This window comes from Rhizobium sp. 18055 (assembly GCF_902706285.1).
Taxonomy (GTDB): Bacteria; Pseudomonadota; Alphaproteobacteria; order Rhizobiales; family Rhizobiaceae; genus Rhizobium.
This window is the reverse complement of the sequence record NZ_CACSKD010000003.1, coordinates 184,003-209,839: the sequence shown is the minus strand read 5'-3', so window position 1 is coordinate 209,839 and position 25,837 is coordinate 184,003. Positions and strand designations below refer to the sequence as shown.

24 protein-coding genes are annotated in these 25,837 nt (G+C 62.8%); 15 read left to right on the top strand and 9 right to left on the bottom strand.

What is annotated here, in order from left to right:
* Nucleotides 1–15 precede the first annotated feature (15 nt).
* On the top strand, nt 16–465 hold the full coding sequence (locus GVL52_RS07220; protein ID WP_160005313.1) for a hypothetical protein: 450 nt from the start codon (nt 16–18) through the stop codon (nt 463–465).
* A 238-nt stretch (nt 466–703) separates the two neighbouring features.
* Entirely contained in the window at nt 704–1,942 is a 1,239-nt protein-coding gene (locus GVL52_RS07215; protein ID WP_160005311.1) for an MFS transporter, read from the top strand.
* An 85-nt stretch (nt 1,943–2,027) separates the two neighbouring features.
* Here the strand turns inward: GVL52_RS07215 and GVL52_RS07210 are convergent, their stop codons facing one another.
* Both GVL52_RS07210 and GVL52_RS07205 read right to left on the bottom strand, forming a co-directional pair.
* Entirely contained in the window at nt 2,028–2,954 is a 927-nt protein-coding gene (locus GVL52_RS07210) for a bestrophin family protein (protein ID WP_160005309.1), read from the bottom strand.
* 120 nt (nt 2,955–3,074) lie between these two features.
* Nucleotides 3,075–3,962, bottom strand: coding sequence for a branched-chain amino acid aminotransferase (locus GVL52_RS07205; RefSeq protein ID WP_160005307.1), 888 nt, complete (start codon nt 3,960–3,962; stop codon nt 3,075–3,077).
* A 267-nt stretch (nt 3,963–4,229) separates the two neighbouring features.
* On the opposite strand from GVL52_RS07205, the gene GVL52_RS07200 reads away from it, so the two are divergent.
* The 7 genes from GVL52_RS07200 to GVL52_RS07170 all read left to right on the top strand — a co-directional run bounded on the left by GVL52_RS07200 (nt 4,230) and on the right by GVL52_RS07170 (nt 10,962).
* Nucleotides 4,230–5,270, top strand: coding sequence for a zinc-dependent alcohol dehydrogenase family protein (locus GVL52_RS07200; protein WP_160005305.1), 1,041 nt, complete (start codon nt 4,230–4,232; stop codon nt 5,268–5,270).
* A gap of 108 nt (nt 5,271–5,378) precedes the next feature.
* Nucleotides 5,379–6,431 (top strand): patatin-like phospholipase family protein, encoded by a 1,053-nt coding sequence (locus tag GVL52_RS07195; RefSeq protein WP_160005303.1) that lies wholly within the window; start codon nt 5,379–5,381, stop codon nt 6,429–6,431.
* 152 nt (nt 6,432–6,583) lie between these two features.
* Entirely contained in the window at nt 6,584–7,024 is a 441-nt protein-coding gene (locus GVL52_RS07190) for a cupin domain-containing protein (protein WP_160005880.1), read from the top strand.
* Nucleotides 7,025–7,362: 338 nt separating this feature from the next.
* On the top strand, nt 7,363–8,133 hold the full coding sequence (gene tam, locus GVL52_RS07185; protein WP_160005301.1) for a trans-aconitate 2-methyltransferase: 771 nt from the start codon (nt 7,363–7,365) through the stop codon (nt 8,131–8,133).
* 161 nt (nt 8,134–8,294) lie between these two features.
* Nucleotides 8,295–9,815 (top strand): glucose-6-phosphate dehydrogenase, encoded by a 1,521-nt coding sequence (zwf, locus tag GVL52_RS07180; protein ID WP_160005299.1) that lies wholly within the window; start codon nt 8,295–8,297, stop codon nt 9,813–9,815.
* Between the two features lie 446 nt (nt 9,816–10,261).
* Nucleotides 10,262–10,390 carry a hypothetical protein gene (locus tag GVL52_RS31165; protein ID WP_018896989.1) on the top strand — a complete coding sequence of 43 codons (129 nt, stop codon included), beginning with the start codon at nt 10,262–10,264 and terminating at the stop codon, nt 10,388–10,390.
* Between the two features lie 143 nt (nt 10,391–10,533).
* On the top strand, nt 10,534–10,962 hold the full coding sequence (locus GVL52_RS07170) for a hypothetical protein (protein ID WP_244619108.1): 429 nt from the start codon (nt 10,534–10,536) through the stop codon (nt 10,960–10,962).
* Nucleotides 10,963–11,275: 313 nt separating this feature from the next.
* Here GVL52_RS07170 and GVL52_RS07165 read toward each other — a convergent pair whose 3' ends face one another.
* Entirely contained in the window at nt 11,276–11,671 is a 396-nt protein-coding gene (locus tag GVL52_RS07165) for a hypothetical protein (protein ID WP_160005295.1), read from the bottom strand.
* Between the two features lie 230 nt (nt 11,672–11,901).
* Between GVL52_RS07165 and GVL52_RS07160 the strand changes: the two genes are divergently transcribed.
* The 3 genes from GVL52_RS07160 to GVL52_RS07150 all read left to right on the top strand — a co-directional run bounded on the left by GVL52_RS07160 (nt 11,902) and on the right by GVL52_RS07150 (nt 15,693).
* Nucleotides 11,902–13,458: a helicase HerA-like C-terminal domain-containing protein gene (locus GVL52_RS07160; RefSeq protein WP_160005293.1), complete on the top strand. Its 1,557-nt coding sequence runs from the start codon at nt 11,902–11,904 to the stop codon at nt 13,456–13,458.
* 30 nt (nt 13,459–13,488) lie between these two features.
* A complete protein-coding gene (locus GVL52_RS07155) occupies nt 13,489–13,872 on the top strand; it encodes a hypothetical protein (RefSeq protein WP_160005291.1) in 384 nt (127 codons plus the stop codon).
* Between the two features lie 294 nt (nt 13,873–14,166).
* Nucleotides 14,167–15,693 (top strand): ABC-F family ATP-binding cassette domain-containing protein, encoded by a 1,527-nt coding sequence (locus tag GVL52_RS07150; protein ID WP_160005289.1) that lies wholly within the window; start codon nt 14,167–14,169, stop codon nt 15,691–15,693.
* Between the two features lie 353 nt (nt 15,694–16,046).
* Here GVL52_RS07150 and GVL52_RS07145 read toward each other — a convergent pair whose 3' ends face one another.
* Nucleotides 16,047–17,279, bottom strand: coding sequence for an ABC transporter substrate-binding protein (locus GVL52_RS07145; RefSeq protein WP_160005287.1), 1,233 nt, complete (start codon nt 17,277–17,279; stop codon nt 16,047–16,049).
* Between the two features lie 387 nt (nt 17,280–17,666).
* Between GVL52_RS07145 and GVL52_RS07140 the strand changes: the two genes are divergently transcribed.
* Entirely contained in the window at nt 17,667–18,491 is an 825-nt protein-coding gene (locus GVL52_RS07140; protein ID WP_244619107.1) for a transglutaminase-like cysteine peptidase, read from the top strand.
* A gap of 282 nt (nt 18,492–18,773) precedes the next feature.
* Nucleotides 18,774–19,979, top strand: coding sequence for a M23 family metallopeptidase (locus GVL52_RS31160; protein ID WP_160005283.1), 1,206 nt, complete (start codon nt 18,774–18,776; stop codon nt 19,977–19,979).
* 68 nt (nt 19,980–20,047) lie between these two features.
* Here the strand turns inward: GVL52_RS31160 and GVL52_RS07130 are convergent, their stop codons facing one another.
* On the bottom strand, nt 20,048–20,476 hold the full coding sequence (locus GVL52_RS07130; RefSeq protein ID WP_160005281.1) for an SRPBCC domain-containing protein: 429 nt from the start codon (nt 20,474–20,476) through the stop codon (nt 20,048–20,050).
* Nucleotides 20,477–20,480: 4 nt separating this feature from the next.
* Entirely contained in the window at nt 20,481–20,804 is a 324-nt protein-coding gene (locus GVL52_RS07125; protein WP_160005279.1) for a helix-turn-helix transcriptional regulator, read from the bottom strand.
* 200 nt (nt 20,805–21,004) lie between these two features.
* Between GVL52_RS07125 and GVL52_RS07120 the strand changes: the two genes are divergently transcribed.
* Nucleotides 21,005–21,397, top strand: a complete 393-nt coding sequence (locus GVL52_RS07120) for a GFA family protein (protein WP_160005276.1) — start codon at nt 21,005–21,007, stop codon at nt 21,395–21,397.
* Nucleotides 21,398–21,419: 22 nt separating this feature from the next.
* On the opposite strand, the gene GVL52_RS07115 is transcribed toward GVL52_RS07120, so the two are convergent.
* From GVL52_RS07115 to GVL52_RS07105, 3 genes are read right to left on the bottom strand one after another with little or no spacing between them, the layout of a single operon-like run.
* Nucleotides 21,420–22,079: a ribbon-helix-helix domain-containing protein gene (locus tag GVL52_RS07115; RefSeq protein ID WP_160005274.1), complete on the bottom strand. Its 660-nt coding sequence runs from the start codon at nt 22,077–22,079 to the stop codon at nt 21,420–21,422.
* A 2-nt stretch (nt 22,080–22,081) separates the two neighbouring features.
* Nucleotides 22,082–23,371 (bottom strand): HlyD family type I secretion periplasmic adaptor subunit, encoded by a 1,290-nt coding sequence (locus tag GVL52_RS07110; protein WP_160005272.1) that lies wholly within the window; start codon nt 23,369–23,371, stop codon nt 22,082–22,084.
* A complete protein-coding gene (locus GVL52_RS07105) occupies nt 23,368–25,824 on the bottom strand; it encodes a type I secretion system permease/ATPase (protein WP_160005270.1) in 2,457 nt (818 codons plus the stop codon). Before GVL52_RS07105 ends, GVL52_RS07110 begins: the two co-directional genes overlap by 4 nt.
* Nucleotides 25,825–25,837: the final 13 nt, after the last annotated feature.

Genomic DNA, 25,837 nt, shown 5'->3' with positions numbered 1-25,837 from the left:
GGCATGGAGGATGTCATGTTTCATTTCAGCACTTCATCGCTTGCCGCTCTCTCGAAATGTCATCCGCATCTGCAGGCAATCGCGCAGGCAGCGATCCGGAAGGTCGATTTCAAGGTGCTCGATTCGACACGTGGGCGCGATGCGCAGGAGCGCGCGTTCAATGGCGGTTTCGCCAAGGTTCATTTCGGCAATTCCGCTCATAACTATGTGCCGGCGATTGCTTTCGATCTGTTTCCGGCGCCCTACGACTGGAAGAACGAGCAGTCCTTTATCGATCTCTCGAAGGTCATCCTGCCTTTGCCTGAACAATTGGGTCTACAGGGAGTGGACGGACAGCCGCTCATACTGCGCTGGGGCGGCGACTGGGACATGAACGGCGACATCAGGGACGGATGGGACATGCCCCATTTCGAACTGCACCCATGGCGGAAATGGTCGAAGAAGTCGAAACTTTTCGAAGACTGAGCCGCGTGCGGCGGCGCACCGGGAAAAACCGACGTCGAGAGAACCGAATGGCCCTGCAGCCGGCCTTGATGGCGTGATCGTCGCGGGTCTATACCAGCGCGTGCCCGACCGGGAGCCACACGCGCCTTCGCCTCACCTTGCCATTGCCAGACAGGTTTGCGATCGGCCGACCCCGGTCCCGATGTCCTCGCCCATGCCGCTCCGGCAAGGCAGTACAGACCGACGTGAAAGCCTCGAAATGACCGATACGAAATGGAATGCCGCCGCTGACGCTGCCGAACCCGGCTCGATCCACTGGAAGCGCAATCTTGCCGTATCGCTCGTCGGCTCGTTCACGACCATTGTCGCCATGACGCTGCTGCTTCCGTTCCTGCCGCTCTATGTCGAGGAACTCGGGGTCAGCGACCATGCGGCGATCGTGCAATGGTCGGGGATCGCCTATGGCGCCACCTTCTTTGCTGCCGCCTTCGTGGCACCGTTGTGGGGCCGGCTTGGCGATATCTACGGGCGCAAGCTGATGCTGGTGCGCGCCAGCCTGGGCATGACGGTGGCGATCTCGCTGATGGGGATGGCCGGCAATGTCTGGCAGCTGGTGGCGCTGCGTCTGTTCGTCGGGCTGGCGGGCGGCTATTCCTCGGGCTCGATGGTGCTGGTGGCGACACAGACGCCGAAAGACCGTTCGGCCTGGGCTTTGGGAACGCTAGCCTCCGGCATCATGGCCGGCAATCTGGTCGGGCCGTTGATCGGCGGGGTGCTGCCGCCGCTGATCGGCATTCGCGGCACGTTCCTGGCGGCAGGCGCGATGATATTTCTGGCGTTTCTGGCCACCGCCTTCCTGATCAAGGAAGAGAAGTCGCCGGCCCGCAAACAGGCGGCAAAGGCGAGCGGCGGCTGGGCCTCCATTCCCGACAAACGTCCCGTGATCGCGATGCTGGCCACCGGCATGCTGTTGATGTTCGCCAACATGTCGATCGAGCCCATTATCACCGTCTATGTGGCGCAGCTGGTCGGGGACACGGCACGGGTGACGATGACCGCGGGCGTGGTGATGTCGGCGGCAGCGCTCGGCAGCATCCTCTCGGCCTCGCGGCTGGGAAAACTGGCCGACCGGATCGGCCACTGGCCTGTCATCGCCGGCGCGCTCGGCGTGGCGGGCGTGCTTTTGATCCCGCAGGCCTTCGTCACCAGTTCGTGGCAGCTGATCATATTGCGGTTTCTAATGGGCGTGGCGCTCGGCGGGCTGCTGCCCTGCATCTCGTCTGTCATTCGCCACAACGTGCCCGACAGTGCGGCGGGCAGCATTCTCGGGCTGTCGGTGTCGTCGCAATATGTCGGCCAGGTCGCAGGGCCGCTGCTCGGCGGCTTCGTCGGCGGGCATATCGGCATGCGGGCGGTGTTTCTCGGCACCTGCGTGCTGCTGATCGCCGGTGCCGCCTATTCGTGGATGGTGCGGCCGAGGGAAGTATCTCCGGCGTAGGTTGCAGCTTGGGCGACGCGATCAGGCCCTCGGCACAAGGCCGAGGGCGACGTCGAGCACAGGAAAGCGGTGTCGTCCCGCCCCTCTACATCAGCAAATAATCGACCGCCACCGGCAGCGGCGGCAGGTCTTTTTCGCCCATGGCTTCGCGCAGGTTGATCTCGACCGTATCGGCGATCGCCTCGATCGGCAGCGCGTTGGGCTGTTTGCCGAAGGGCTCCTCCAGTTCGTCGCCGAGCGCATCCAGGCCGAAGAAGGTGTAGGCGACGAGTGCAGTGGCAAACGGCATGAACCAGCCGAGCACGTCGTCGAAGCCGAACGGCAGGAGCAGACAGAAGAGATGCGCCGTGCGGTGCAGAAGCAGCGTGTAGCCGAAGGGCACAGGTGTCCAGCGGATGCGCTCGCAGGAGGCCTGCGCCAGCGTCAGGTCGGCCAGCGTGCGGTCGAGCATCTGGTAGTGGATGTCTGTCAGCATGTTTCTGGCACGCAGATCGGCCAGCTCGCGGGCGATTTCGAGCGACAGCGCTTCGGGCGGGTTGCGGCTGGCGTCGTAGTGTTCCCTCACATGCTGCGGCAGTAACCGCTCGACCTTGTCGCGGCTGATGCCAGCGCGCAGATGCGGGACAAGTGACTGGACGAAGGCGATGACCAGCACCAGCAGGCGCCTGCGGGCTTCGATGCCCGCCTGGCCTTCCGTCGCCTCGAGGATCAGCGTCTGGCGGGCAAGATGGCGGGCGGAGAAGACGATTGTGCCCCATTGCCGGCGGGCTTCCCACCAGCGGTCGTAGCAGGCGTTGTTGCGGAAACCGAGGAAGATCGAAAGCGCGATGCCGAGCAGTGCGAAGGGTGCGCCGCTGAAGACGGGAAGGACGCCGGGCCAGAGGCTATGCCAGAGAACGACGACAGACGAGAGCAGGCTGGTGAGCAAGATCTGCGGCAGGACCCGCTTGATGATCGAGCCACGGAGGATGAAGAAGAGGCGAAACAGGGTGGGACGGGGGCGCACGATCATGACGCGGGCATTTCACTTGTCTGGAGGTTACGCAATGGGTGGGTTCTCCTCCCCCAGCCGTGCAAATGGCCGCGACGGGCGCGGCCATTGTTCTTGCCTGATGTCAATTTCTATAGCAGGTCAGCTGTCGGTTTCGCTGCGACCAAATGCCCAGTCCATGTAAATTTCCAGCGCCTTGCGGGTGACCGGGCCTTCCTGGAAATCGCGGCCATCGAGGCGGTTGACGCCGACGACCTTGGAGTAGTTGCCCGAGGTGAAAATCTCGTCGGCAGTCATGAAGTCTTCGACGGAAAGTGTGGCTTCGCGCACGTCGAAGCCGGCCTTGCGCATCAGGCCGATGACGCGGGCGCGGGTGATGCCGGCGAGGAATGTGCGGTTCGGCACCGGCGTCTTGATGATGCCGTCCTTGACGAGGAAGACGTTGGAGGATGCAGTTTCGGCGATGTTGCCGTTCATGTCGCGCATCAGGGCATTGTCGAAGCCGCGGGCGCGGGCGTCGGCGATGGCACGGCCGCTGTTGGGATAGAGCGAGCCGGCCTTGGCATCGGTCATCGCGGTTTCCGGCGACGGGCGGCGGAAGGGCGAGAGCGTCAGCGAGTTCGGGGCGGCGTTGCCGAGCGGGGCTTCGAACAGGCAGAGCGCAAAACGGGTGGAATCGCCATCGACGGTGACGACGCTGCCCGGCGCACCATGCTCGCCCCAGTACATCGGCTTGATGTAGAGCGGCGTCTTGCCATCGAACTTCCGGATGCCCTCCCAGGCGAGCGCTTCGATCTCTTCCGGCGTCTTTGTCGGCTTCAGGCCCATGTTGACGGCCGAGCGGTTGATGCGCTGGCAATGCTGGTCGAGATCCGGCGCGATGCCATCGAACCAGCGGGCGCCGTCGAATACGGTGGAGGCGAGCCACATGGCATGCGAGGTCGGCCCGATCAGCGGCGGATTGCCGGTCAGCCACTCTCCCTCGACATAGGTCCAGGTGTTGGAACGGGGCGATGTATCGACGGCCATGAGACTCTCCTTCAGAATTGCGGAGAGACAAATCCCCGACCACAGACCGGGTCAAGCAGAAATGTGGCGCTGAAAACGCTAAGCAAGAAAAGTGATCGGCATTCGCCGATCTCGGCAATAATCATGCGCGGATGCTGAAGCGGCAGCGATGGGACATATCAGCAAAAATAATGGGTGGTGCGCTTGGAACAGGCAGCACCCGCGTGTCATCATCGACGCTTAGTCGATGCCCGGACAGTCACGCACGGGATGCAGGAGTACAGACCGATGAAAGCCATGTTCTACGACGCCTTCGAAAAGGCCCCCGAGATCGCCACCCTGGCGGATCCGACTCCCGGCGAGGACGGCGTGGTGATTTCGGTCGGTGCCACCGGGCTTTGCCGCAGCGACTGGCATGGCTGGATGGGGCATGATCCCGATATCAAGCTGCCGCATGTGCCGGGCCACGAACTGGCCGGCAAGGTGGTGGCGACGGGCAAGGGCGTGATGCGCTTCAAGATCGGCGACCGGGTGACCGTGCCGTTCGTGTCCGGCTGCGGCCATTGCGGCGAGTGCCACTCCGGCAACCAGCAGGTCTGCCCGAACCAGTTCCAGCCGGGCTTCACCCATTGGGGCTCGTTCGCCGAATATGTGGCGATCGATTACGCCGATACCAATCTTGTGCACCTGCCCGACAGCATCGACGATGCGACGGCGGCGAGCCTCGGCTGCCGGTTTGCCACCTCGTTCCGCGCCGTTGCCGACCAGGCGCGCACCGGGCCCGGCGAATGGATTGCCGTGCATGGCTGCGGCGGCGTTGGCCTGTCGGCGATCATGATCGCGACGGCGCTCGGCGCCAATGCGATCGCCATCGACGTGTCCGAGGAGAAGCTGGCCTTTGCGCGCGAGTGCGGCGCGGTGGCGGCGATCAATGCGAACGTGGTTGCCGACGTGGCGGAAGCCGTGCGCGAGATCACCAAGGGCGGCGCGCATGTGTCGATCGATGCGCTCGGCCATCCCGTCACCTGCTTCAACTCGATCAAGAATCTCCGCCGCCGCGGCCGGCATGTGCAGGTCGGGCTGATGCTCGGCGAACACTCGACGCCGCAGATCCCGATGGCGCAGGTGATCGGCCACGAGCTGGAGATCTATGGCAGCCACGGCATGCAGGCCTGGCGCTACGATGCGATGATGGCGATGCTGGCTTCAGGCAAGATCGCGCCGCAGAAGCTGATCTCGCGGCGGATCAGCCTGGCCGAAGCCGTGCCGGCGCTGATGACGCTCGACAAGGCGGAGACGACGGGGATCAGTGTCATCACCTCGTTTTGAGGTGATCGGGACAATCTACTGCAATTAAAACGTGCCTTTCAGTTTGTTGCAATCATCGCGTCAATATCGCTACTCCTTATTGCCGGATCAACCGGCATGGAGGAGAGCATGGCAAAGCGTTTCATTCTGTCGATCGACGGCGGTGGCATCCGCGGCATAATCCCGGCAACGATTCTGGTCGATCTCGCCAAGCGGCTGGACGGACTACCGCTGCACAAGGCATTCGACATGATCGCCGGGACCTCGACGGGCGGCATCATCGCAGCCGGATTGACATGCCCGCACCCTGACGATCCGAGCCATGCGGCCTGCACGCCGGAGAATCTTGTCAGCCTTTACGCGGATGAGGGTGGCGACATCTTTCGCAAGCCGCAAATTCCAAATCCGTTCAACCTGTTTGCGCTCAATGATCCGCGCTACCAGCCGGATGCGCTGGAGGAGAAACTGCGCGAGCGCCTCGGCACCGCGACATTGGACAAAGGGTTGTCGAAGGTTGTCATCACCGCCTACAACATCGCCCACCGCGCAGCGCTGTTCATGTCGAACACCGACAAGGAGAACAGCAACTTCCGCTTCTGGGAGGCAGCCCGCGCCACATCTGCGGCACCCACCTATTTCCCGCCGGCGCTGATCGAGCGCGTCGGCGAGAAGAAGCCCGAGGAGCGTTTCGTGCCGCTGATCGACGGTGGGGTGTTTGCCAACGATCCCACTCTCGCCGCCTATGTCGAGGCACGCAAGCAAGCGGCATGGAAGGATGACAGTCTGGTGTTCCTGTCGCTCGGCACCGGCCAGCAAAACCGGCCTATCGCCTATCAGGAGGCCAAGGGCTGGGGCATCCTCGGCTGGATGCAGCCGTCGCATGATACACCGCTGATCTCTATCCTGATGCAGGGACAATCGAGCACCGCCTCCTATCAGGCCAATGCACTGCTCAATCCTGTCGGCACCAAGATCAACTACGCGACAGTCGTTACCGACGCAAACGCCGCTTCGCTCAACTATTTCCGCCTCGACCGGCAATTGACGGTGAACGAAAACGACGCGCTGGATGACGCCTCGCCGGGTAATATTGCCGCACTCAAAGCGATTGCCGCCCTGATCGTCAAGGACAACGCCAAAGCGCTGGACGAAGTGGCCAAGCGCATTCTGGCAAGCAGATAATCCAAACACAATGCAGTGATCGCCGGGTGGCAAAAGCCCCAGAACCCATATCGCGCCGGGACCGTCGAGGTCATCGGCGCCTGTTCTGGCGGGTTGCAATGTGCTTTCGAAAGGTTTAACGGCGCTCCCTCTAATAAAAAGAAAAGCGAGACATCGTGTCCAACTCATTTGTCACTACGCATGCCCAGTCAGGCGCAAAGCCCATCTTTGCGATGGACGACCAGTTCGAGCACCGCGCTCGGCTGGAAGGAACCTGGCTCAACATCTTCGACGTCACGGTGCCCTCGGGCGGCCGGACGCCGCTTCACCGCCACGCCAGCCCCGAAATCTTCCGCATCATCGAAGGACGGCTGAAAATCCGCCGGATGACGGATCAGGGACTGGAAGAATTCGAAGCGACTGCAGGCGACATCGTCAGAATCGATGCCGACCAGGCGCATGGCTATTCCAATCCAGGGCCGGAAACAGCCCTGTTCTCGGCTGTCATCGACAGCGAGATGGCGGAATTCTTCGAAGCCGCGGCTTCGCGACAGACGACAGACCGCGTGACGGTCGTTGCCAACAGCGACGGCGCCACCACTCTGGCAGCTTAAGCCGCCGATCAGCCGCCCGGGCCTCCTGGGCGGCTTCCTCATCCCAGCATCACGCCCTGTGGATCATGGCGGCGCGGACTGTCGTTGGCACATTGGTGCCGGCTCCAGCTTTGGCATAGCTGCACCTGAGGCAGCCTCTTCATTCCACATTGCGGAACGTCAACATCGGTCGCCTGCGCCCGGTGTCATCTGCGTTTCATGTTGTGATCCCACAAGAAGCGGTCTCTTCATCGTGGCCGCGTTAAATCATTGTTCGAAGCGGTGGCGGTCAATGGCCGCAACATCGACAAGATCAGGATCAAACGTATCGAAGACGCAGATTCGACAGGAGAAATGCCATGGCATGGTCTGCCAGCCAGTATGTGAAATTCGAGGATGAACGGACGCGCCCGGCGCGCGACCTGCTGGCGCAGGTGCCGCTGGAGCGGATCGAGCGCGCCGTCGATCTCGGCTGCGGCCCCGGCAATTCGACCGAACTGATCATCGACCGCTACGGCGCATCGGGCGTGACCGGTCTCGACAGCGATCTCGACATGCTGGATGCAGCGCGCGAGCGCCTGCCCGGCACCCGCTTCGTCGAGGCGAACCTTGCCACATGGCAGCCGGAGGAGCCGGTCGATCTGCTGTTTGCCAATGCGGTGTTCCAGTGGCTGCCCGAACATCTCGACATCTTCGACCGGTTGATGGACGGGCTTTCGCCGGGCGGGGTGCTGGCCGTGCAGATGCCCGATAATCTCACCGAACCGACGCATCTGCTGATGGAAGAGACCGGCCATGCCGGACCGTGGAAAACCGCGTTCGAGCAAAAGAGCGTGCGCCGCAAGCCGCTGCCGCCACCATCGACTTATTACTCGAGGCTGATCGCCAAGGCGGCGCGGGTCGATATCTGGCACACGGCCTACAATCACCCGATGGCGGATGCGGCGGCGATCGTCGAATGGGTCAAGGGCACCGGCCTTCGCCCCTATCTCGACCATGCCGGCGAGGCGCATCGCGAGGCGTTCCTGGCGGATTATCTGGAACGGGTGGAAAAGGCCTATCCTGAGATGTCCGACGGACGGGTGCTGCTGCGCTTCCCGCGGATCTTCATGGTGGCGGTGAAGGGGTAGCAGCCCGGCTTGCGAGGCGGCCGCAGCGGTGGATTCTGGCGCTCATTCATACCACACGACGATGGCCGCCGCCCGTTCCCTCCCCCTGACGCTGGGTGCAGGCCCGCTTGTGGCCCCCGCGCCACGCGCTATAGTCCCCCTTCCATATCGAGGAGATCATCATGGTAGCAGTTCCTAGCCCACCGGTTACGCTTGTCATCTTCGGCGCCACCGGCGACCTGACGCGTCGGCTGCTGGTTCCGGCGATCATCAACCTCAGGCAGAGCGGGCTTGCCGGCGACGATCTCAACATTCTCGGCGTCGGCATCGAGCCCGGCGACGATGCGATGCTGGTCGGGCGGCTGGACAGCTTTCTGGCGACGCTCGACGACGAGGGCGAGCATGCCAAGAGCGACGGCTGGAAACGGCTGCGCGAGCGGATTTCCTATACGTCAGGCGACTTTACCAAGGACGAGATCTTTCTCGATATCAAGGCGCGGCTGGCGAAGGCGCCGAGCGGCAATGCGGCCTTCTATCTGGCGGTGCCGCCGCAGTTCTTCGGCACGATCGTCGAGAAGCTGGCCGAGCATGGGCTGACCACCGAGACCGACAGCGCCTTCCGGCGGATCGCCATCGAGAAGCCGTTCGGCACCGACCTTGCCTCGGCCAAGGCGCTGAATGCGCGGATCCTTGCCAAGGTCTCGGAAAACCAGGTTTACCGGCTCGATCACTTCCTCGGCAAGGAAACGGTGCAGAACATCCTGACGACGCGCTTTGCCAACATGATGATCGAGGCGCTGTGGAACAACAACTACATCGACCATGTGCAGATCACCGCTGCCGAAACGGTCGATGTCGGCAGCCGCGGCAAGTTCTACGATGCCACCGGCGCGCTGCGCGACATGGTGCCGAACCATCTTTTCCAGCTGCTGGCAATGATCGCCATGGAAGCGCCGAACGGTTTTGGCGCCGAGGCGATCCGCAGCGAGAAGAGCAAGGCGCTGAGTGCGCTTCGGATCTACACGGCCGACGAAGCAGCCGAGCATGGGGTGCGCGGCGCCTATACCGGCGGCCCGCTCAACGGCAGCGACGTCACGGCCTTCCGCGAGACCAAGGACGTGTCGCCCGACAGCCATACGGAGACCTTCGTGGCGGTCAAACTCTATGTCGATACCTGGCGCTGGGCCGGCGTGCCGTTCTATCTCAGGACCGGCAAGGCAATGAAGGCGCGCGATACCGAGATCGTCGTCACCTTCCGTCAGGTGCCGTTCGCACAGTTTCGCGAAACCGACATCAAGCGCAGCCTGCCGCCGAACCGGCTGGTGATCCAGGTACAGCCGGATGAGGGGCTCAGCATCGAGCTGTCGATCAAGTCTCCGGGGCTGACGGTCGATACCGTGCCTGTGTCGCTCGACTTCCGCTATGCCGACAAATTCGACATCGGCAAGATGACCGGCTATGAATCCCTGCTCTACGACCTGTTCATCGGCGACCAGACGCTGTTTCAGCGCGCCGACGGCATCGAGGCCGGATGGGCGGCAGTGCAGCCGTTCCTCGACATGTGGGCGAAAAGCGGCGACCAGCCGGAGCCCTACATGCCCGGCAGCATGGGACCGACCTGCGCGGACGACCTAATCCGCAAGGACGGGCGACAGTGGCACGAACTGGGTGTCGTGCTGCACAACCAATCGAAACACCGGTAAATAAATGCACTTTAAAATTAGTATACTTCAGGGCCGATTGTTATCCACAGGGATTCCCTGCAGCAAAAACCCATAGTATTTACGGGACTATTGGGTACTTCGGTGTAAAAAGAAGGTGACATCTACAAAATAAGTAGCAGTTGACTGCTTGTTTACCGGGCCTCAAGCTTTTCTTGCTGACCGAGTTGCTTTTCCAGTGCGACAGAGAAGGCGGGGCTCGTCAAACCCCGGCGGGCCCTTCTTGGATTTCTAGTTGCTTTTTTGCTTGCGTTGGCAAAAAGAATCGAATTGTTAATGTCCGATTAACATATTTACTTGCGCTCTTCACCGGCCTTGTTAAATCTACCCTCTAATCTGGGGTATTGAGAATGACAGATATTCAATCTTCCAAGAATGGATCAAATTCCGACAAACGAATGGAGACCTGCCGGTCCGAATTCGAACCCATGCTCTTCGAACTCATCCGCGATGGCGAGAAGAGAGGCTGGAAAGCAGCCGAGATCGCCATGGCACTGGCGGATGCGGCTGATGACGTCATCCTGAAGCTGGCGCGGGAAACAAAAAGCAAGCACTAAGCCCGCCGGTGCATCTTACCCTGCATTGATATTCCTGACCGAAACGACTTTCGGCAAGCATCGACACACCATACACTGATGCCTGATTTGGTCTGCATTGATTCCCGCAGGCTGTGGTGTTGCGCGATTGGCAGGAGGCGATATTGCAGTGGATCACGGCCGCTCTTCTGGCTTGCGGATGTGTCAATCTGGCCCAATTCGCCGACTTCCCACCAGCGAAGGACTATATTGCCACGACCGCCTGCAGCCAGAGCGGCGATCAGGATCGATGCGCAAAGACACGCGCGACATGGGTCGCGACCTATGCGCGTGCCGTCGGCGGCGCTTATGACAGCCAGCAGACGGTTTCGCTCTGCTTCAGCACAGGGTGCGATACCGCCATCGTCGAGGACCGGGTTCTCGGCTGCGCCTGGCGGCAGGTGATCAGCGGCTCCAACCATAGGCAGTCTGCCGATGCCGACAAGGCGTCGGTGGAGACATATTGCGGCGCCGGGATGCTCGACAATGCCGACCGGCAGACGGCGCGCGATCAGGCAGGTGTCTGGCTGCAGTTGCTTGGGGTGACGCAATAGGTTCCTTGGTGGGGCATGACGAATGCCCTTCGCTTGCCGCTCAGGGTGCTCCTTGCTTTTGCGTCTCGCCGCCACCTTTGACGCCGAGGGCAGTATTCCGGACGCGGGCTCGCCACATATCTCGTCTCCCATCGGGGAGAAGGTGGCGGCAGCCGGATGAGGGGGCCACTGGCGCAGCGCCCGAAGCCCCTCCCCGTAACGCAAAACGGGCGGAAAACCCGCCCGTTCGCACAATCAAATCACCATCGGGCCAAATCACCATCGGGTCAAATCACCATCCGGCCAAATCACCATCCGTCGCAGAAGAACCGGCTCAGACGAACTGGCTGAGCCCGGGCACCGAGGCCACGACTTCATCGACGACGTCCTTGCCGGCGTGCTGTTCGGCAACGGCGAAGGTTTCCTTGGCGAGCGCGGTGATCTCGCCCATGCCGAGGCCTTCGGCCATCAGCTGCTGGCCGAGCGCCATGACGCCGCCGCCGCCGAGCGCACCCATGATGCTGCCGAGAATGCCGCCACCGCCGGTTTCGCCGGCGCCGTTATACTGGGCGACCAGATCGGAGGCGCCGGGAATGGCGGCGATCATCTTGGCGACCGGGCCGTCGGCCGCTTCGCGCTGGAGAAAGCCGAGCATCATGCCAACGGCCTTTTCGGCAACTTCCGGCGGAATGCCGACCCGTGCGGCAACCTGATCTACGATTTCGTTCATCGTCATCCTCCTGTTTTATTGACGTTAACGTCAACGTTAATCGACTTCATGCAGCAACTCAAGCCGCCCGGGACGAGACTGCGCGCTATCCCGGTTTTCCTTTGAATGCAGACAGTTGTCCGTAATGAAGTCCCTGCTTATAACAAGCAAATCATATTAGTATGAACATGCGGATTCTGCTCTCCGCATTTTGACGCAATCGGCGTCCGTCGCCGGCAGGGAGACTTTGCATGCTCGAAGATGGCAAGATCTACATCGGCACCAGCCGCAACCCGGATGACAGCATCAACACACCCGAATATCTCGACCTGAAATACGGCAACCGCCACGGGCTGGTGACAGGGGCAACCGGCACCGGCAAGACGGTGACGCTGCAGGTGCTGGCCGAAGGGTTTTCCAAGGCCGGCGTTCCGGTGTTCTGCGCCGACATCAAGGGCGACCTGTCGGGCATTGCCGCCAAGGGCGAGGCGAAGGACTTTCTCGCCAAGCGGGCCGAGCAGATCGGCTTCGACGATTACGAGTTCGACCAGTTCCCCGTGATCTTCTGGGACCTGTTCGGCGAGCGCGGCCACCGGGTGCGCACCACCATTGCCGAGATGGGGCCGCTGCTGCTGGCGCGGCTGATGGATGCTTCCGAGCCGCAGGAAGGCGTGCTCAACATCGCCTTCAAGATCGCCGACAAGGGCGGCCTGCCGCTGCTCGACCTGAAGGACCTGACCTCGCTGCTGAACTACATGGGCGAGAATGCCACCGAGCTGTCCAGCCAGTACGGGCTGATCTCCAAGGCCTCGGTCGGCTCGATCCAGCGAGCGCTGCTGGTGCTGGAACAGCAGGGCGCCGAGCACTTCTTCGGCGAGCCGGCGCTGAAGATCACCGACATCATGCGCACCGACAATCGCGGCTACGGCCACATCTCGGTGCTGGCCGCCGACAAGCTGATGATGAACCCGCGGCTTTACGCCACCTTCCTGCTGTGGCTGCTGTCCGAGCTGTTCGAGGAACTGCCGGAAGTCGGCGATCCCGAGAAGCCGAACCTCGTCTTCTTCTTCGACGAGGCGCATCTGTTGTTCAACGACGCACCGAAGGTGCTGACCGAGCGCGTCGAGCAGGTGGTGCGGCTGATCCGTTCCAAGGGCGTCGGCGTCTATTTCGTGACGCAGAACCCGCTCGATGTGCCGGAAACGGTGCTGGCGCAGCTCGGCAACCGCGTGCAGCATGCGCTGCGTGCCTATTCGCCGCGCGAACAGAAGGCGGTGAAGACCGCAGCTGACACCTTCCGCCCCAACCCGGCATTCGATTGCGCCACGGTGATCACCACGCTCGGCACCGGCGAGGCGCTGGTCTCGACGCTGGAGGCCAAGGGCGCGCCGTCGATCGTCGAGCGCACGCTGATCCGCCCGCCATCCGGCCGGGTCGGGCCGCTGACCGATGCGGAGCGCCAGCAGGTGATGGACAGGAGCCCGGTTCTCGGCGTCTATGACGAGGATCTCGACCGCGAATCCGCCTTCGAGATTCTTGCCGTCCGGGCAAAGAAGGCATCCGATTCCGACGCCGCCAAGCAGGCGCAGCCGACAGAGCCGACCGAAGGCAGCGCCTCGGGCCGCTGGACGCTGCCGGGCTTCGGTGACGACGACAAGGATGAGAAGCCTGCACAGGGCCGCACGAAATCTGCCGGTTACCAGCGCGAGACGGTGATCGAGGCAGCGATGAAGAGCGTGGCGCGCACGGTGGCGACGCAGGTCGGCCGGGCGCTGGTGCGCGGCATTCTCGGCAGCTTGAAACGGTAGTCTCCCTCCTCTCTTTTCGGAAGCAACATCGTGACGTTGATTTGGAGAGAGCTGACCGCAGCTGAAAAGCGGATCATCGAACGGCTGGCACGGCACGCTGCGCGTGGCGGCACCCCACCCTGGGACAGCGAACACTATCGAGCGGCCGAAATCGATGAGTTCGGCTCGCTCAGGCTGCGGCCGCGCGACATGACCGATCTTGCTGCCGACCTGCCAAAGCGGCCGGTGGCGTCGGGCTATTTCGACGACAAGGAGACGCCCGATCAATACGGGCCGCTCGTCGATATCATCCTGTTCGAGGCATCGGGCCTGCTCTGCGAGCTGCAGATCTGTCGCAGCGACGGCGGCGCGATCCTCAGGGAGATCGAGCCCGATGCGATCTTCCTGATCACCTCGTTCGAACGGCACGGTTGAGTTTCTGCCTGACCGGTGCTACCAATGATGCATTGAGAAAGGAGGGTTGCGCGTGATGAGATATTTCAGATTTAATCGCCAGCGTGGCCCGATCAACGCCCTGCAGATGCGTTTGCAGGGCTGACCAGAGACCGTTTCTCGACAATCTCTTCCTGGTCTGCCCCTCGTGGCAATGCAGATGTGAGCCTTGGCTCGCCTGCATGGTTTTCAATCCACCGAGCACATGCAACCGCGCGCGATGATGGCTGAAGCCCTCGCTGCCCGTGTGCGTGCTCGTTCGACCAGAGCAAGATCATGACATCAATCAATATCCGCAATCTCGGCATCACCCTCGGCAGCCCGCTGTTTGCAAAGCTCAACCTCACCGTCGGCGCCGGCGACCGCATCGGCCTCGTGGCCGCCAACGGGCGTGGCAAGTCCACGCTGCTGCGCTGCCTTGCCGGCACGCTCGAGGCAAGTGAAGGCGATGTGACGCGCTCGCGCGGGCTGACCATCGGCCATGTCGAGCAGGACGTGCCGCCTGCCCTGCTGCCGCTACCCTTCCATGACGCGGTGCTGCAGGCGCTGCCGGAGGATCAGCAGCTCAACGAAAGCTGGCGGGTCGATATGGTGCTGGAGGCGCTCGACGTGCCCGACGCGATGCGCGAGCGCCCGGTCGGGCAGCTCAGCGGCGGCTGGCAGCGGCTGGCGATGCTGGCACGGGTGTCGGTGACGGAGCCCGACGTGCTGATGCTCGACGAGCCGACCAACCATCTCGATCTCGGCAAGATCGCCCGGCTGGAGGACTGGTTGACGACCCTGCCCCGCGACATGCCTGTGATCATCTCCAGCCATGACCGGGCCTTTCTGGATGCGACGACCAACCGGACACTGTTCCTGCGGCCGGAGCAATCGGCGATCTTTGCGCTCCCCTACAGTGCTGCCCGTGCGGCCCTCGACGAAGCGGATGCATCCGACGAGCGGCGTTACCAGCGCGACCTGAAGACGGCACAGCAGCTGCGCCAGCAGGCCGCCAAGCTCAACAATATCGGCATCAACTCCGGCAGCGACCTGCTCGTCGTCAAGACCAAGCAGCTGAAGCAGCGGGCCGACAAGCTTGAGGACGCGGCCAAGCCGGCGCATCTGGAGCGCTCGTCGGGCGCCATCCGGCTGGCCAATCGCGGCACCCATGCCAAGGTGCTGCTGACGCTCGACGATGCCGCCGTGACGACGCCCGACGGGACGCTGCTCGTCAGGACGGCCAAGCAGTTCATCTGCCAGGGCGACCGGATCGTGCTGCTCGGCGCCAACGGGGTGGGCAAGAGCCGGCTGGTGGGAATGCTGCGGCGGGCGGTGCTGGAGGCGGATGGCGCTGTCGAGGGCATCAAGGCGACGCCATCGCTGGTGCTCGGCTATGGCGACCAGGCGCTGGGCGAACTCGACGACCAGGAGACGCCGATGCGGATGATCATCCGCCGCTTCGATGTCGGCGATGCCAGGGCGCGGTCGCTGCTCGCCGGCGCCGGCATGACCATCGAGATGCAGGGCAAGCCGATCGGGCGGCTGTCGGGCGGACAGAAGGCGCGGCTGGGGATGCTGGCGCTGCGGCTGACCAACCCGAACTTCTACCTGCTCGACGAGCCGACCAACCATCTCGATATCGAGGGCCAGGAGGCGCTGGAGAGCGAGCTGATGGCGCAGCAGGCAAGCTGCCTGCTGGTCTCGCACGACCGCCGCTTCATCCGCAATGTCGGCAACCGCTTCTGGCTGATCGAGAAGCGCAAGCTGGTGGAGGTGGAGAGCCCGGAGGCGTTCTTTGCAGCAGTGGCATTGGTGCCGTGAGGCGGGATGATGCGGGAGGAGAGACGGGCGGCGGTCTCGTGCCGTGGGTTTGGCTGATAACCGAGCCGTCAATGATGCTGTCGTTGTGCTTGGGCCTGTCGCGACATCCATCAACCGATTGGTTTTGGGGACGTCAGCAGATCCTCGGGACAAGCCCGAGGATGACGGTCGTGAATGTCGACTCCTCCTCTAAGCAACTGAAATTACTGAGCATTCCAGCTCTCGGCGTCATCCTCGGCCTTGTGCCGAGGATCTAAGCACGTCGCCGGAAATGCAGCGTTGCGAGGATCGCCCGGGCCAAATGCATTGATGCCGCCAAAAAACGTTGACGCGTCCACCCCGCGGACGACCGGTCAGAACGAGGCGGGCGCCGCGGCCAGTACGTTCAGCTTGCCGCCGCTGATGGCGTAGAGGCTGAGGCGGCGGTCGGCCTGGCCGGAGGGCGTCAGGCGGAACAGGCCGGTGACGCCGCGGAAGCCGAGCTTGCTGGTCAGCGTCTCGGCGTTGAGCCCGGCGGCGCCCTTGGTGCGGATGATGCCGGAGGCGATGGCGATGGCGTCGTAGCCATAGGCGGCGTCGGTGGAGAGCGGGCGCTTGTAGTGGCGCTGGTAGCGCTCCGATATCAGCGACGCGCCTTCCGGCTCGACCATGGCGATCAGCGTGCCGTTGGCCGTCGGCTCCCTGTAGGTCTGCGGTGGCCAGGCGCTGGTGCCGATGAAGTTGAGATTGCTCTGGCCGCCGGCCTTGATGGCGCCCTCGATGGTGGTGGTGATCGCGGTGCGGCCGAGGATCAGCACGGTATCGGCTGTCTGCAGCTGCGGCTTGCTGGCCTGCACGGCAGCGGCCGCTGCGGCATCGGTGAGGTCGTAGCGGGCAATGCCGATAAAGGTGCCGCCGGATGCGCGAATGGCGTCGGCAAGCTTCTGATCGGCTGCCTGCGGCAGGTCGCGCTGGGCAAAGACGAGAACCTTCTTGTGGCCGCTGGCAAAGGCGGCCCGCACGCCTTCCAGTGCGCTGTCGATTTCATCGGAGACGAGGTTATAGACATTGCCCGTCGTGGCCGGCACCGAAGCGCCGAGATTGAGCAGCGCCGGGCGCTGATCCGACGGCATGGCGGCGATGGCCGCTGTCGTGGCCGGCGGCAGGTAGCTGACCAGAAGTGCGGAGTTTCTGCCCCTGGCAGCGGCGATGGCGGCGGGCACGGCGGCGGCGCTCGATATATCGACCACCTTGACGAAGGCCTGGTTAGCGCCGAGTTCGCCGATGCCGAGTGCGGCACCATCCCTGACATCGCGCGACGGACCTTCGTAGAGACCGGTCGATCCCTTCTGCATCAACACCGTGATTTCAACGCCATTCTCGCCGAAGCTTTCTTCGACATCACTGGAGGGCGGCTTGATGTCATTGGTCTTGACGTTCTTGGCGATGCCATCGACATCGGACTGACAGGCTGTCAGCGCGCCGCAGGAAAGGATGACCGAGAGAAGCAGCAGCGTTCTGATGGCCCGCGCGCCGGTGCTGGCGCCGGGAACGAGGCGACGTAAACCATGCGGGCTTTGCGCCTGCGCTTTCCATTGAACTGTCACGGGCTTCCCCCACACGAATTGTCGCCGTTCTGCGCGGCCATTTGTCGATTTCATATCTGCATAGGCACTCTGCGAAAGCAAACCCTTCCCCCAAACTTGGTTGACGGAAAAGCTAAAATTTTCTGCTTTTTTGAGTGGATAACTTTGTTCCGAGTTATCTATGCTTCCAAACCCGATGTTTATCGCTGTCCGGTAGATTTCTCCCAACAAGTGGAGACATTAAATCCCGTGACCGCAACAATAAAAACAAAAAAAATTGCTTTCATCGCGCTGATATCAGCAATCTCTTCTTTTTCATGCGACCGCGCATCGGCATCTGTACTCTATAATACAGAACTTTCTATCGCCTCTTACTCCACCTATATTCCAGACAGTGCCGCACGCCAGATGACGCGCAGCGTGACCGTTGGCGGCATTGCCGACATGTTTGGGCTTGCAGGGCGCGGCATCATCCGTGCGCTCGGCTCGATCAATGTTGCTGCACTGAAGCAGTCGATGCAGCCGGCAACGGCCGCCTGGAGCCCCGAGACCACCGCATCCGTTAAGCCTGCGACCCGCCCGTCGATCGCGGCGGCTGCGAGCGACGGCGCCGTGTTCGGCTCTGTCGCCATCCCGTTCAAGCGTCTTGCAGCGCTGAAGCGACTGGCGCCTTCGCTCGAGGAGATGACCGATGGAACGGCGATTTCCTGCGGCGCCGGCAAATGCACCGATGCCGTGGTCGCCATCAAGGCCGCCTTCACAAAGACGTCGCAGGCTTCGCTGCGCGACAAGATGAATTCGGTCAACAGCACCATCAACCACACGATCCGCTACGCCCGCGACATCGACACCTACAAGGTGGCCGATTACTGGGCGAGCCCATCCGAAACGCTAAAGCGCCAGCAGGGCGATTGCGAGGATTTCGCGATCCTGAAGATGGCGGCGCTGCATGCCGAGGGCGTCGATCTGAAGGACATGGCGGTGGTCGTGCTGTTCGACCAGAAGCGCCACTTCTATCACGCCATCCTGTCGGTCTCGGCCGGTGGCAACCACTTCATTCTCGACAACATGCGCGACGACGTTCTCGTCGACAGCAGATTGCCTGACTACATGCCGCTTTACTCGATCGCCGGTGGCAAGGGCTACCTGCACGGCTCCCGCGTCGGCGGCAGCCAGATGGCCTCCGCCATGCCGATCGAAAAGGTAGCGCCAGGCGAAGGCGTTGCCTTCTGAGAAGAAGAGCAATGGCGAGAGACGGGATTTATCCTCCTCCCGCAACCCGCTTCGATACCGAAGCCGAAGCCGCCGGCGCTGCATCGCTGGCGGCTTCATTGTTTGCGGATGGGGCCTGGTGGTTCCTGCCCTGACGACATTGGCTTTCGAACGTTGCGCATTTGGCAAAACCGGACGATATTGAGAGGCCGATATACGGACCGCAGCGTCCGCCAGCCTTGAAATGCCAAACAGCAATCCATTGCCGCATCCACCGCCACCGCGCGCGGTCAGGTGATCGGCATGTCGGGAGGTGTCATGCGCATATGGCCAAGTCTTGCCGCCGCCGCGGCGTTATTCCTTGCCTCCGGCGCGGTTGCCCAATCGCTCAAACCCGATGAAATCTTCAGCTCCATTGCGGTCCGCCCGATCAGCGCGCCCCATCCTGTGCTGGGCGCCGATGGCCGGGTGCATCTCGCCTATGAGTTGCTGGTGGTCAATCCGAGCGATCTGTTTGTGACGCTCGACAAGGTGCAGGCGGTCGACAGCCACGGACGAAGCCTGTGGGCCATCGAGGGCGACCAGCTCACAGCGATGACGAAGGCCTTCAGCACCGCCGGACGGATGCTTTCGCCCGGCGGATCGGCGGTGGTGCTGATGGACGTGAGCTTCGCCAAAGAGGCGGCGTTGCCGAAGCAGGTGCTGGCCGAGGTGACGGCGACGCGGCAGAGCGCGGGAACCGACGGCAAGCCCATGGCGATGCCGAAGGATGCGCCGTTGCCCGCAACCTTCACCTTTACGGGCGCCGGCACCACGATCGCAAAACCAGCCGTCTCCGTTGCGCCGCCGTTGCGCGGCAAAGGGTGGGTCGCCGTCAATGGCTGCTGCGACAGCATCACCTCGCACCGCGGCGCCATCATGTCGATCGACGGCCAGCTTCGGGTGCCGGAGCGCTTCGCGATCGACTGGCTGCAGCTCGACGACGAGAAGCGGGTCTATACCGGCGATGCCTCCAAGCTTTCGAGCTATGCCTATTACGGCGCGCCGATCCATGCCGCAGCGGCCGGTACCGTGGTCAACCTCTACGACGCGACCGACGAGCAGGTGCCGGGCGAGGATGCCAAGGGGATCACCACCGAGAGTATCGGCGGCAACATGCTGGTGATCGATATCGGCGGCGGCAATTTCGCCTTTTACGCCCATTTGCAGCGTGGCAGCCTGAAGGTGAAGCTCGGCGATCGGGTCAAGACGGGCGACGTGATCGGACTGCTCGGCAACACCGGCAATTCGACGGCGCCGCATCTGCATTTCCACATCATGGACGGCCCCTCGCCGCTGAACGCCAACGGGCTGCCTTTCGTGTTCACCCGGTTTTCCAGCGAGGGCGTGCTTGCAGAAGGCGGCGACGATGCGATCGAGGACGGGAAGCCGGCGGTGATCGACAACAGGCTGAGCGGCAAGCGCAAGGCGGCGCTGCCTTTGAACAACGAGGTGGTTGATTTCGACTGAGCGCGGCGGTGCGGCGCGCTGTCATTACAATGCCAGGCGAGACGTGTCCCGCCCGGCATTGTGGCCGTTCAGCCTATCAGCTTGTCGAGTTCGCCGAGGATCGAGGTCCAGCCCTGGATATGGCCGTCGCGGGCACCCTCGCTGCGGAATTTCACCTGGTGCAGCGTCAGTTCGGTGGTGTCGGCGTCGATCTCCCTGAGGTCGATGGTGACCACGCTGTCATCGAGCGAGTGCGGCGATTCCCAGGTGAAGGAGAGGCGCGCATAGGGGTCGATTTCCAGGTAGGTGCCGGCATGCGGGATCTCGCGTTCGGCGGTCACCATCATGATCTGGAAGCGGCCACCCTTGACCGGATCGGTGCTGACGTTCTTCGCGTCGAAATCGCCGTTCGGCGTCTTCATGAATTTCGCCAAGGTGGCGGGCGAAAGCCAGGCGTTGAATATCTTCTCGCGCGAGGCTGCGATCTTGCGGCTTACGGTCAGTTCAAGCTCGGACATGACTTCACTCCTTTGAAACGAGTAGTTCCTCCAACGCCGCGAGGCGCAGCTCCCATATCGACTTCAGTTGCGCGAACCAGTGTTCAGTCAGTTTCAACGGCTCAAGCTCCGCGGCAATGAAATGCTCGCGGCCCAAAGTACGCCGGGTGACCAGCCCTGCCTCCTCCAGCACCTTGATATGCTTGGAGACGGAGTTCAGGGACATGTCGAAATGAGCTGCCAATGCCGTCACCCGCAACGCCCCCTCCTGTACGAGGAGCGTCAGAATCTGCCGCCGCGTGGTATCCCCCGCGGCCTTCAGGATCAGTGACAGTGCATCTTCATCCATTTCATTCACCCATGCGGTTGAATATACGTATTCCCGATTATTAGTCAACCATATGGGTGAATATATTTATAGGGACAATATCCGCCCTCCCCTGGAAAGTTTCTGCGAGTGGTGTGCTCCCCTCATTCCGCAGCAGGAAATTGTCGCGAGGCTGCTGAGCACTATCTATCGCGATCATCTGTCTAGGGAGGAGACGCGGCATGGACCAGTTCACCGGCGGTTGCCTGTGCGGCAATGTCAGGATCGTGGCGACGGGGCAGCCCTACCGGGTCGGCATCTGTCATTGCCTGGATTGCCGCAAGCATCATGGGGCGCTGTTCCACGCCTCGGCGATCTTCCCTGCCGACGCGGTGACCGTGGATGGCGAGACAGGGGACTATCGCGGGCGGCATTTCTGCCAGCGCTGCGGCTCTTCGGTGTTCGGGCGCAGCGGCGATGAAGTCGAGGTCAACCTCGGGTCACTGGATGCGCCGGACCAGCTGCAGCCGAGCTACGAGCTCTGGACCATCCGTCGCGAAGCGTGGTTGCCGCCGTTTCCGCTGCGGCGGCGATACGAGCGCGATCGTGAAAACCTGGGTCGAACCGAGGATTAGCGACCGGTTCCGGCCACCCCGCCTAATAGCGGGAGATGTAGCCGATCAGCATCGATTTTTCATGCGTCGGGGCCAGCGCCAGGTTGATCTGGCCCTTCATGGTCTGTGTGCCGACGGTAATGCTGAAGCCGGTGTTCAGCGTCTTGCCCTTGTTGCGGGTCAAGGTGGCGATGGCTTCCTCGATCTGGGTGTCGATCGAAAAGCGCAGGCTCTTGGTCAGTTGCGCGAGATCGCCGAGCGGCAGGCGCTGGCGCAGCATCGACAGGAAGGCATCGTTGAACAGCTGCACCTTCTTCTCATGCGTCAGGAGAATGGTCGGCGATGGCGAGGCCTGGATGATGGCGTTGACATTGGCGAGCGAGGAGATGTCCTCGACCGTATCCAGCCGGCGCAGCGCCCACTTCAAGCTGAGCACCCGCAGCAGCGAGGCGAGATTGCCGGATTCGGGCATCTGCGCGGCGGTGTAGTGCACCAGATCGGCGGTCGACATCTTGCCCGCGGTCGACATGCGGCCGAGGCCGTCCCAGTAGATCCGCTCGAGGCGAATGCCGCGGCGCTCGCCACCACGACCGAGCACGGCACGGAAACGCGGCTCGATCTCTTCGGCATCGATGGCAGGCAGCTGCTCGTCGGTCGGATCGAGGTCGCTCGCGTCGGTGGCGCCGGGCTTGACGATCAGCATGGTCAGCGCTCCGTCAGCGCTTCGGTGCGCGCCTTGTTGATCGGCTTCATCAGGTAGCTGAGGACGGTCTTGCTGCCGGTCATGATCTCGACCGAGGCGACCATGCCGGGGATGATCGGATAGCTCTTGCCGTCACGCTCGAGCTCGGACTTGTCGGTCTTCACCTGGACGAGATAGTAGGTCTCGCCCTTTTCCTTCTCGACCAGACTATCTGCCGAGATGTTTTCGACGATGCCTTCGAGGCCGCCGAAGATCGAGAAGTCGTAAGCCGTGACCTTGACGATCGCCGGCTGGCCGCGGCGGATGAAGGCGACGTCGCGCGGCGAGATCTTGGCTTCGACCAAGAGCACGTCGGCGGTCGGGACGATGCCGGCAATGACGCGGCCGGGATCGACATAGGCGCCGATGGTGTTGACCTCGAGCGTGTTGACGATGCCGTCGACAGGCGAGCGGATGTCGGTGCGCTTGACGCGGTCGGAGGCACCTCGAACGGTTTCGCCGACGACGGACAATTCAGCCAGCGCCTGCGCCTTGTCGGTCAGCGCCTGCTGGCGCAGTTCGAGCGCCAGATCGCCGAGCTGCAGCGTGGCTTCCTGCACGGCGGCCTGCAGGCGGTCGATGCTTTCCTGGTAGACCTTGAGCTGGCCCTGCTGATCGGTGAGATCACGCTCGACCTTCAGCACTTCGGTCTGGGCGACCAGCTTCTTCTGGGCCAGCGGATGGATCAGGTCGTACTGGCGCTGGGCGCCGTCGATGTTCTGCACCAGCCGGTCGATATTGGCATGGGCTTCGCTGAGTTCGTTTTCGCGCTGGCGGACACGCTCCTGCAGCACGCCGAGCTTGTTGTTATAGCTGGCGCGGTCGGCGGCAAACAGCTGGGCTTCGTTGGCGCAGACGTCCTTGGCGACGGCCAGGACATCGTCCGGGCAGATATACGGCACGTCGTATTTGCCGTCTTCCTCGAGCTTCAGGCGGGCAACCTTGGCGCCGAGCGCGCGGGCCTTGGCAACGGACTCGCCGAGCGTCGAGGTGGTGGTGGTGTTGTCGAGCTGGACCAGCAGCTGGCCCTTGCGCACGACCTGGCCGAGGACGACGGCGATCTGCTGGACGACGCCCGGTTCCGACGACTGGATGATCTGGGTCTTGGAGACCGGTATGACCTTGCCTTCGCCGCGGGCGATCTCGTTGATCTTGGCAATCGCCGCCCAGGCGACGAAGCTGGCAATAACCAGCGCCACGAGGCCGAGAATGCCGCGTGCGAGGAAGGGAGGGTTGTCGTGGTGGTTGCTCATGACACCTTCACTGCGGGGTTCAAAGGCATCACGTTGGCGGCTGGCGCCGATGGGGCGACGGGCGCGCCTGTCAGCACCGAGGCGATCGGCATTGGCTGCATGGACGGCCGCTGCACCGGAGCAACGGGGGCTACCGACGTTAGGGGCGCAACCGAGGTCACTGGCGCAACCGAGGTCACTGGCGCAACCGAGGTCACTGGCGCAACCGACATGGCCACAGGAGTGACGGGAGCCTGCCGTGCAGCCATTGCAGGCGCTGGGGCCTGTGCTTGAGCAGGTGCAGGTGCCTGTGTTGCTACCGGTGCCTGCGGCTTGCGCTGCATGGCCTCGATGACGGCCTGCTTCGGGCCATCGGCGATGATGCGGCCCTTGTCGATGACGATCAGGCGATCGACCAGATCCAGCATGCTGTAGCGGTGCGTGGCGATCAACAGCGTGGTGTTGCGATCGAAGGCCTTCGACAGGCGCGAAATCAGGTGGCGTTCGGTGGCGAGGTCCATGGCGCCCGACGGCTCGTCGAGGAAGACGATCTTCGGGCGGGTGAGCAGCAGGCGGGCAATGGTCAGTGCCTGCTTCTGGCCGCTCGACAGATTGGTGCCGCGCTCGCCGACCGGCATGTCGAAGCCGCGCGGATGATTGCCGACGAATTCGTCGACGCCGGTCATGCGGGCCACTTCCAGCAGTTCCTCGTCGGTGGCGTCAGCGCGGCCGATCAGCAGGTTTTCCTTGACGGTTCCGGAGAACAGGTCGGACGACTGGCCGGCGACGGCCACGGCCGAGCGGACCTCTGCCATGTGATACTGGCGGATATCGACGCCATCGATCATCACGCGGCCGCCTGAAGGGGCAAACAGGCCATCGAGCAGGCGTCCGAGCGTGGTCTTGCCGGAGCCGATGCGGCCGATGATGCCGATGCGCTCGCCGGGCTTGACGGTGAAGGACAGCTTGTTGATGACGGGGTAATCGGAGCCCGGATAGTTGAACGACACATCCTGGAAGCTGAAGGCGCCGCGGGCGATCTCGCGATTGACGAAGCCGACGGTCGAGGGTCGGTCGTCCGGCTGTTCCATGATCTTGTCGAGGATGCGCAGCGACATGGTGGCCTGGCGGAAGCGCGCCAGCGTCATGGCGATCTGGCCGAGCGGTGCACCGGCGCGGCTGGCGAGCATCACGGTGGCAACGATCGCGCCCATGGCGATGCGGCCCCCGGAGAATTCGTAGGTGCCGGCGATGACGATCAGCACGCTGACCATCTGCTGCACGAACATCGTCATGTTGATGGCGTTGGTCGAGACGTGCTTGATCTCTTCGCTGGTGCGGCTGGAATATTTGGTCAGTTCCTGCCAGCGACGCAGCATGGTGGCTTCGGCGCGCAGGCTCTTCAGCGTCTCGATGGTCGAGATGGTTTCGACCAGCAGCGACTGGCGACGCGAGGCCTCGTTGGCGGCAGTCGCCATGCGCTTGCCGATCGCCGCCTGGGCGTAGAGGCCGATGACGACGGATAGCACGAAAGCGACGGCGGGGATGACCACCAGCCAGCCGGAAATCAGGTAGATGACGGCGAGGAAGATGAAGACGAACAGGCTGTCGATCAGCACGCCGATGGTATTCGAGGTGAAGAATTCGCGGACGAACTCATACTGGGTGACACGGTTGGCGTATTCGCCCGTCGACATCGGCCGCGAGGCCAGCGTCGAGTTCAGCACCTTGTCGAACAGCATCTGCGACAGCCGCAGGTCGGCCTTGCGGCCGGCATAGTCGATCAGCGACGAGCGCGCGGTCTTCAGCAGGAAATCGAAGAGGTAGGCGAGCGTGATGCCGGCAGCCAGCACCCAGAGCGTCGGGATCGCCTTGTTCGGCAGCACCCGGTCATAGACGTTCATGGTGAAGAGCGGCGAGCCGAGCGCGATCAGGTTGATGAACAGGGCGGCGACCATGACGCGGACATAGGTGCGCCAGTAAGGTGCCAGCGTCGTTGCCAGCCAGTGGCGCTTCTCGATCTCCACGGCATTGCCGACCAGCGCCTCTTCCGAGGCATTCTGATAATAGAGCGTGAAGGCGAAAGCCGTCTGCGGCTTCAGCGCGACGAAATCGTCCCGCGTAAGACGCATCGAACTGCCGGCGATCGGCATGATGTCGGTGATGTAGGAGCCGTCTTCGGCGACTTCGAGCAGCGGAAGCACGCCGCCATCGGCGAAGGCGACGATCGCCGGGCAATCGAAATTGCCCAGGCGACAGTCGCGTTCGGAATGCTTGATGACCTGCAGGCCGATACGCTCGGCCATCTGCTCGACATCGTCGGCCTCCAGCGATTCGGTCACTTCATCCGGAAGCCCGGAGAAGAGAACCGTATCGGAGCTTGGTCGACCATAGAACGCCGCCACGGATTTGAACGCGGCTTTGAAGGTCTGCAACGGCGTACCGCTGTTCGTCTCAGGTGCTACGTTCAGCATGGTTCTATGGCCA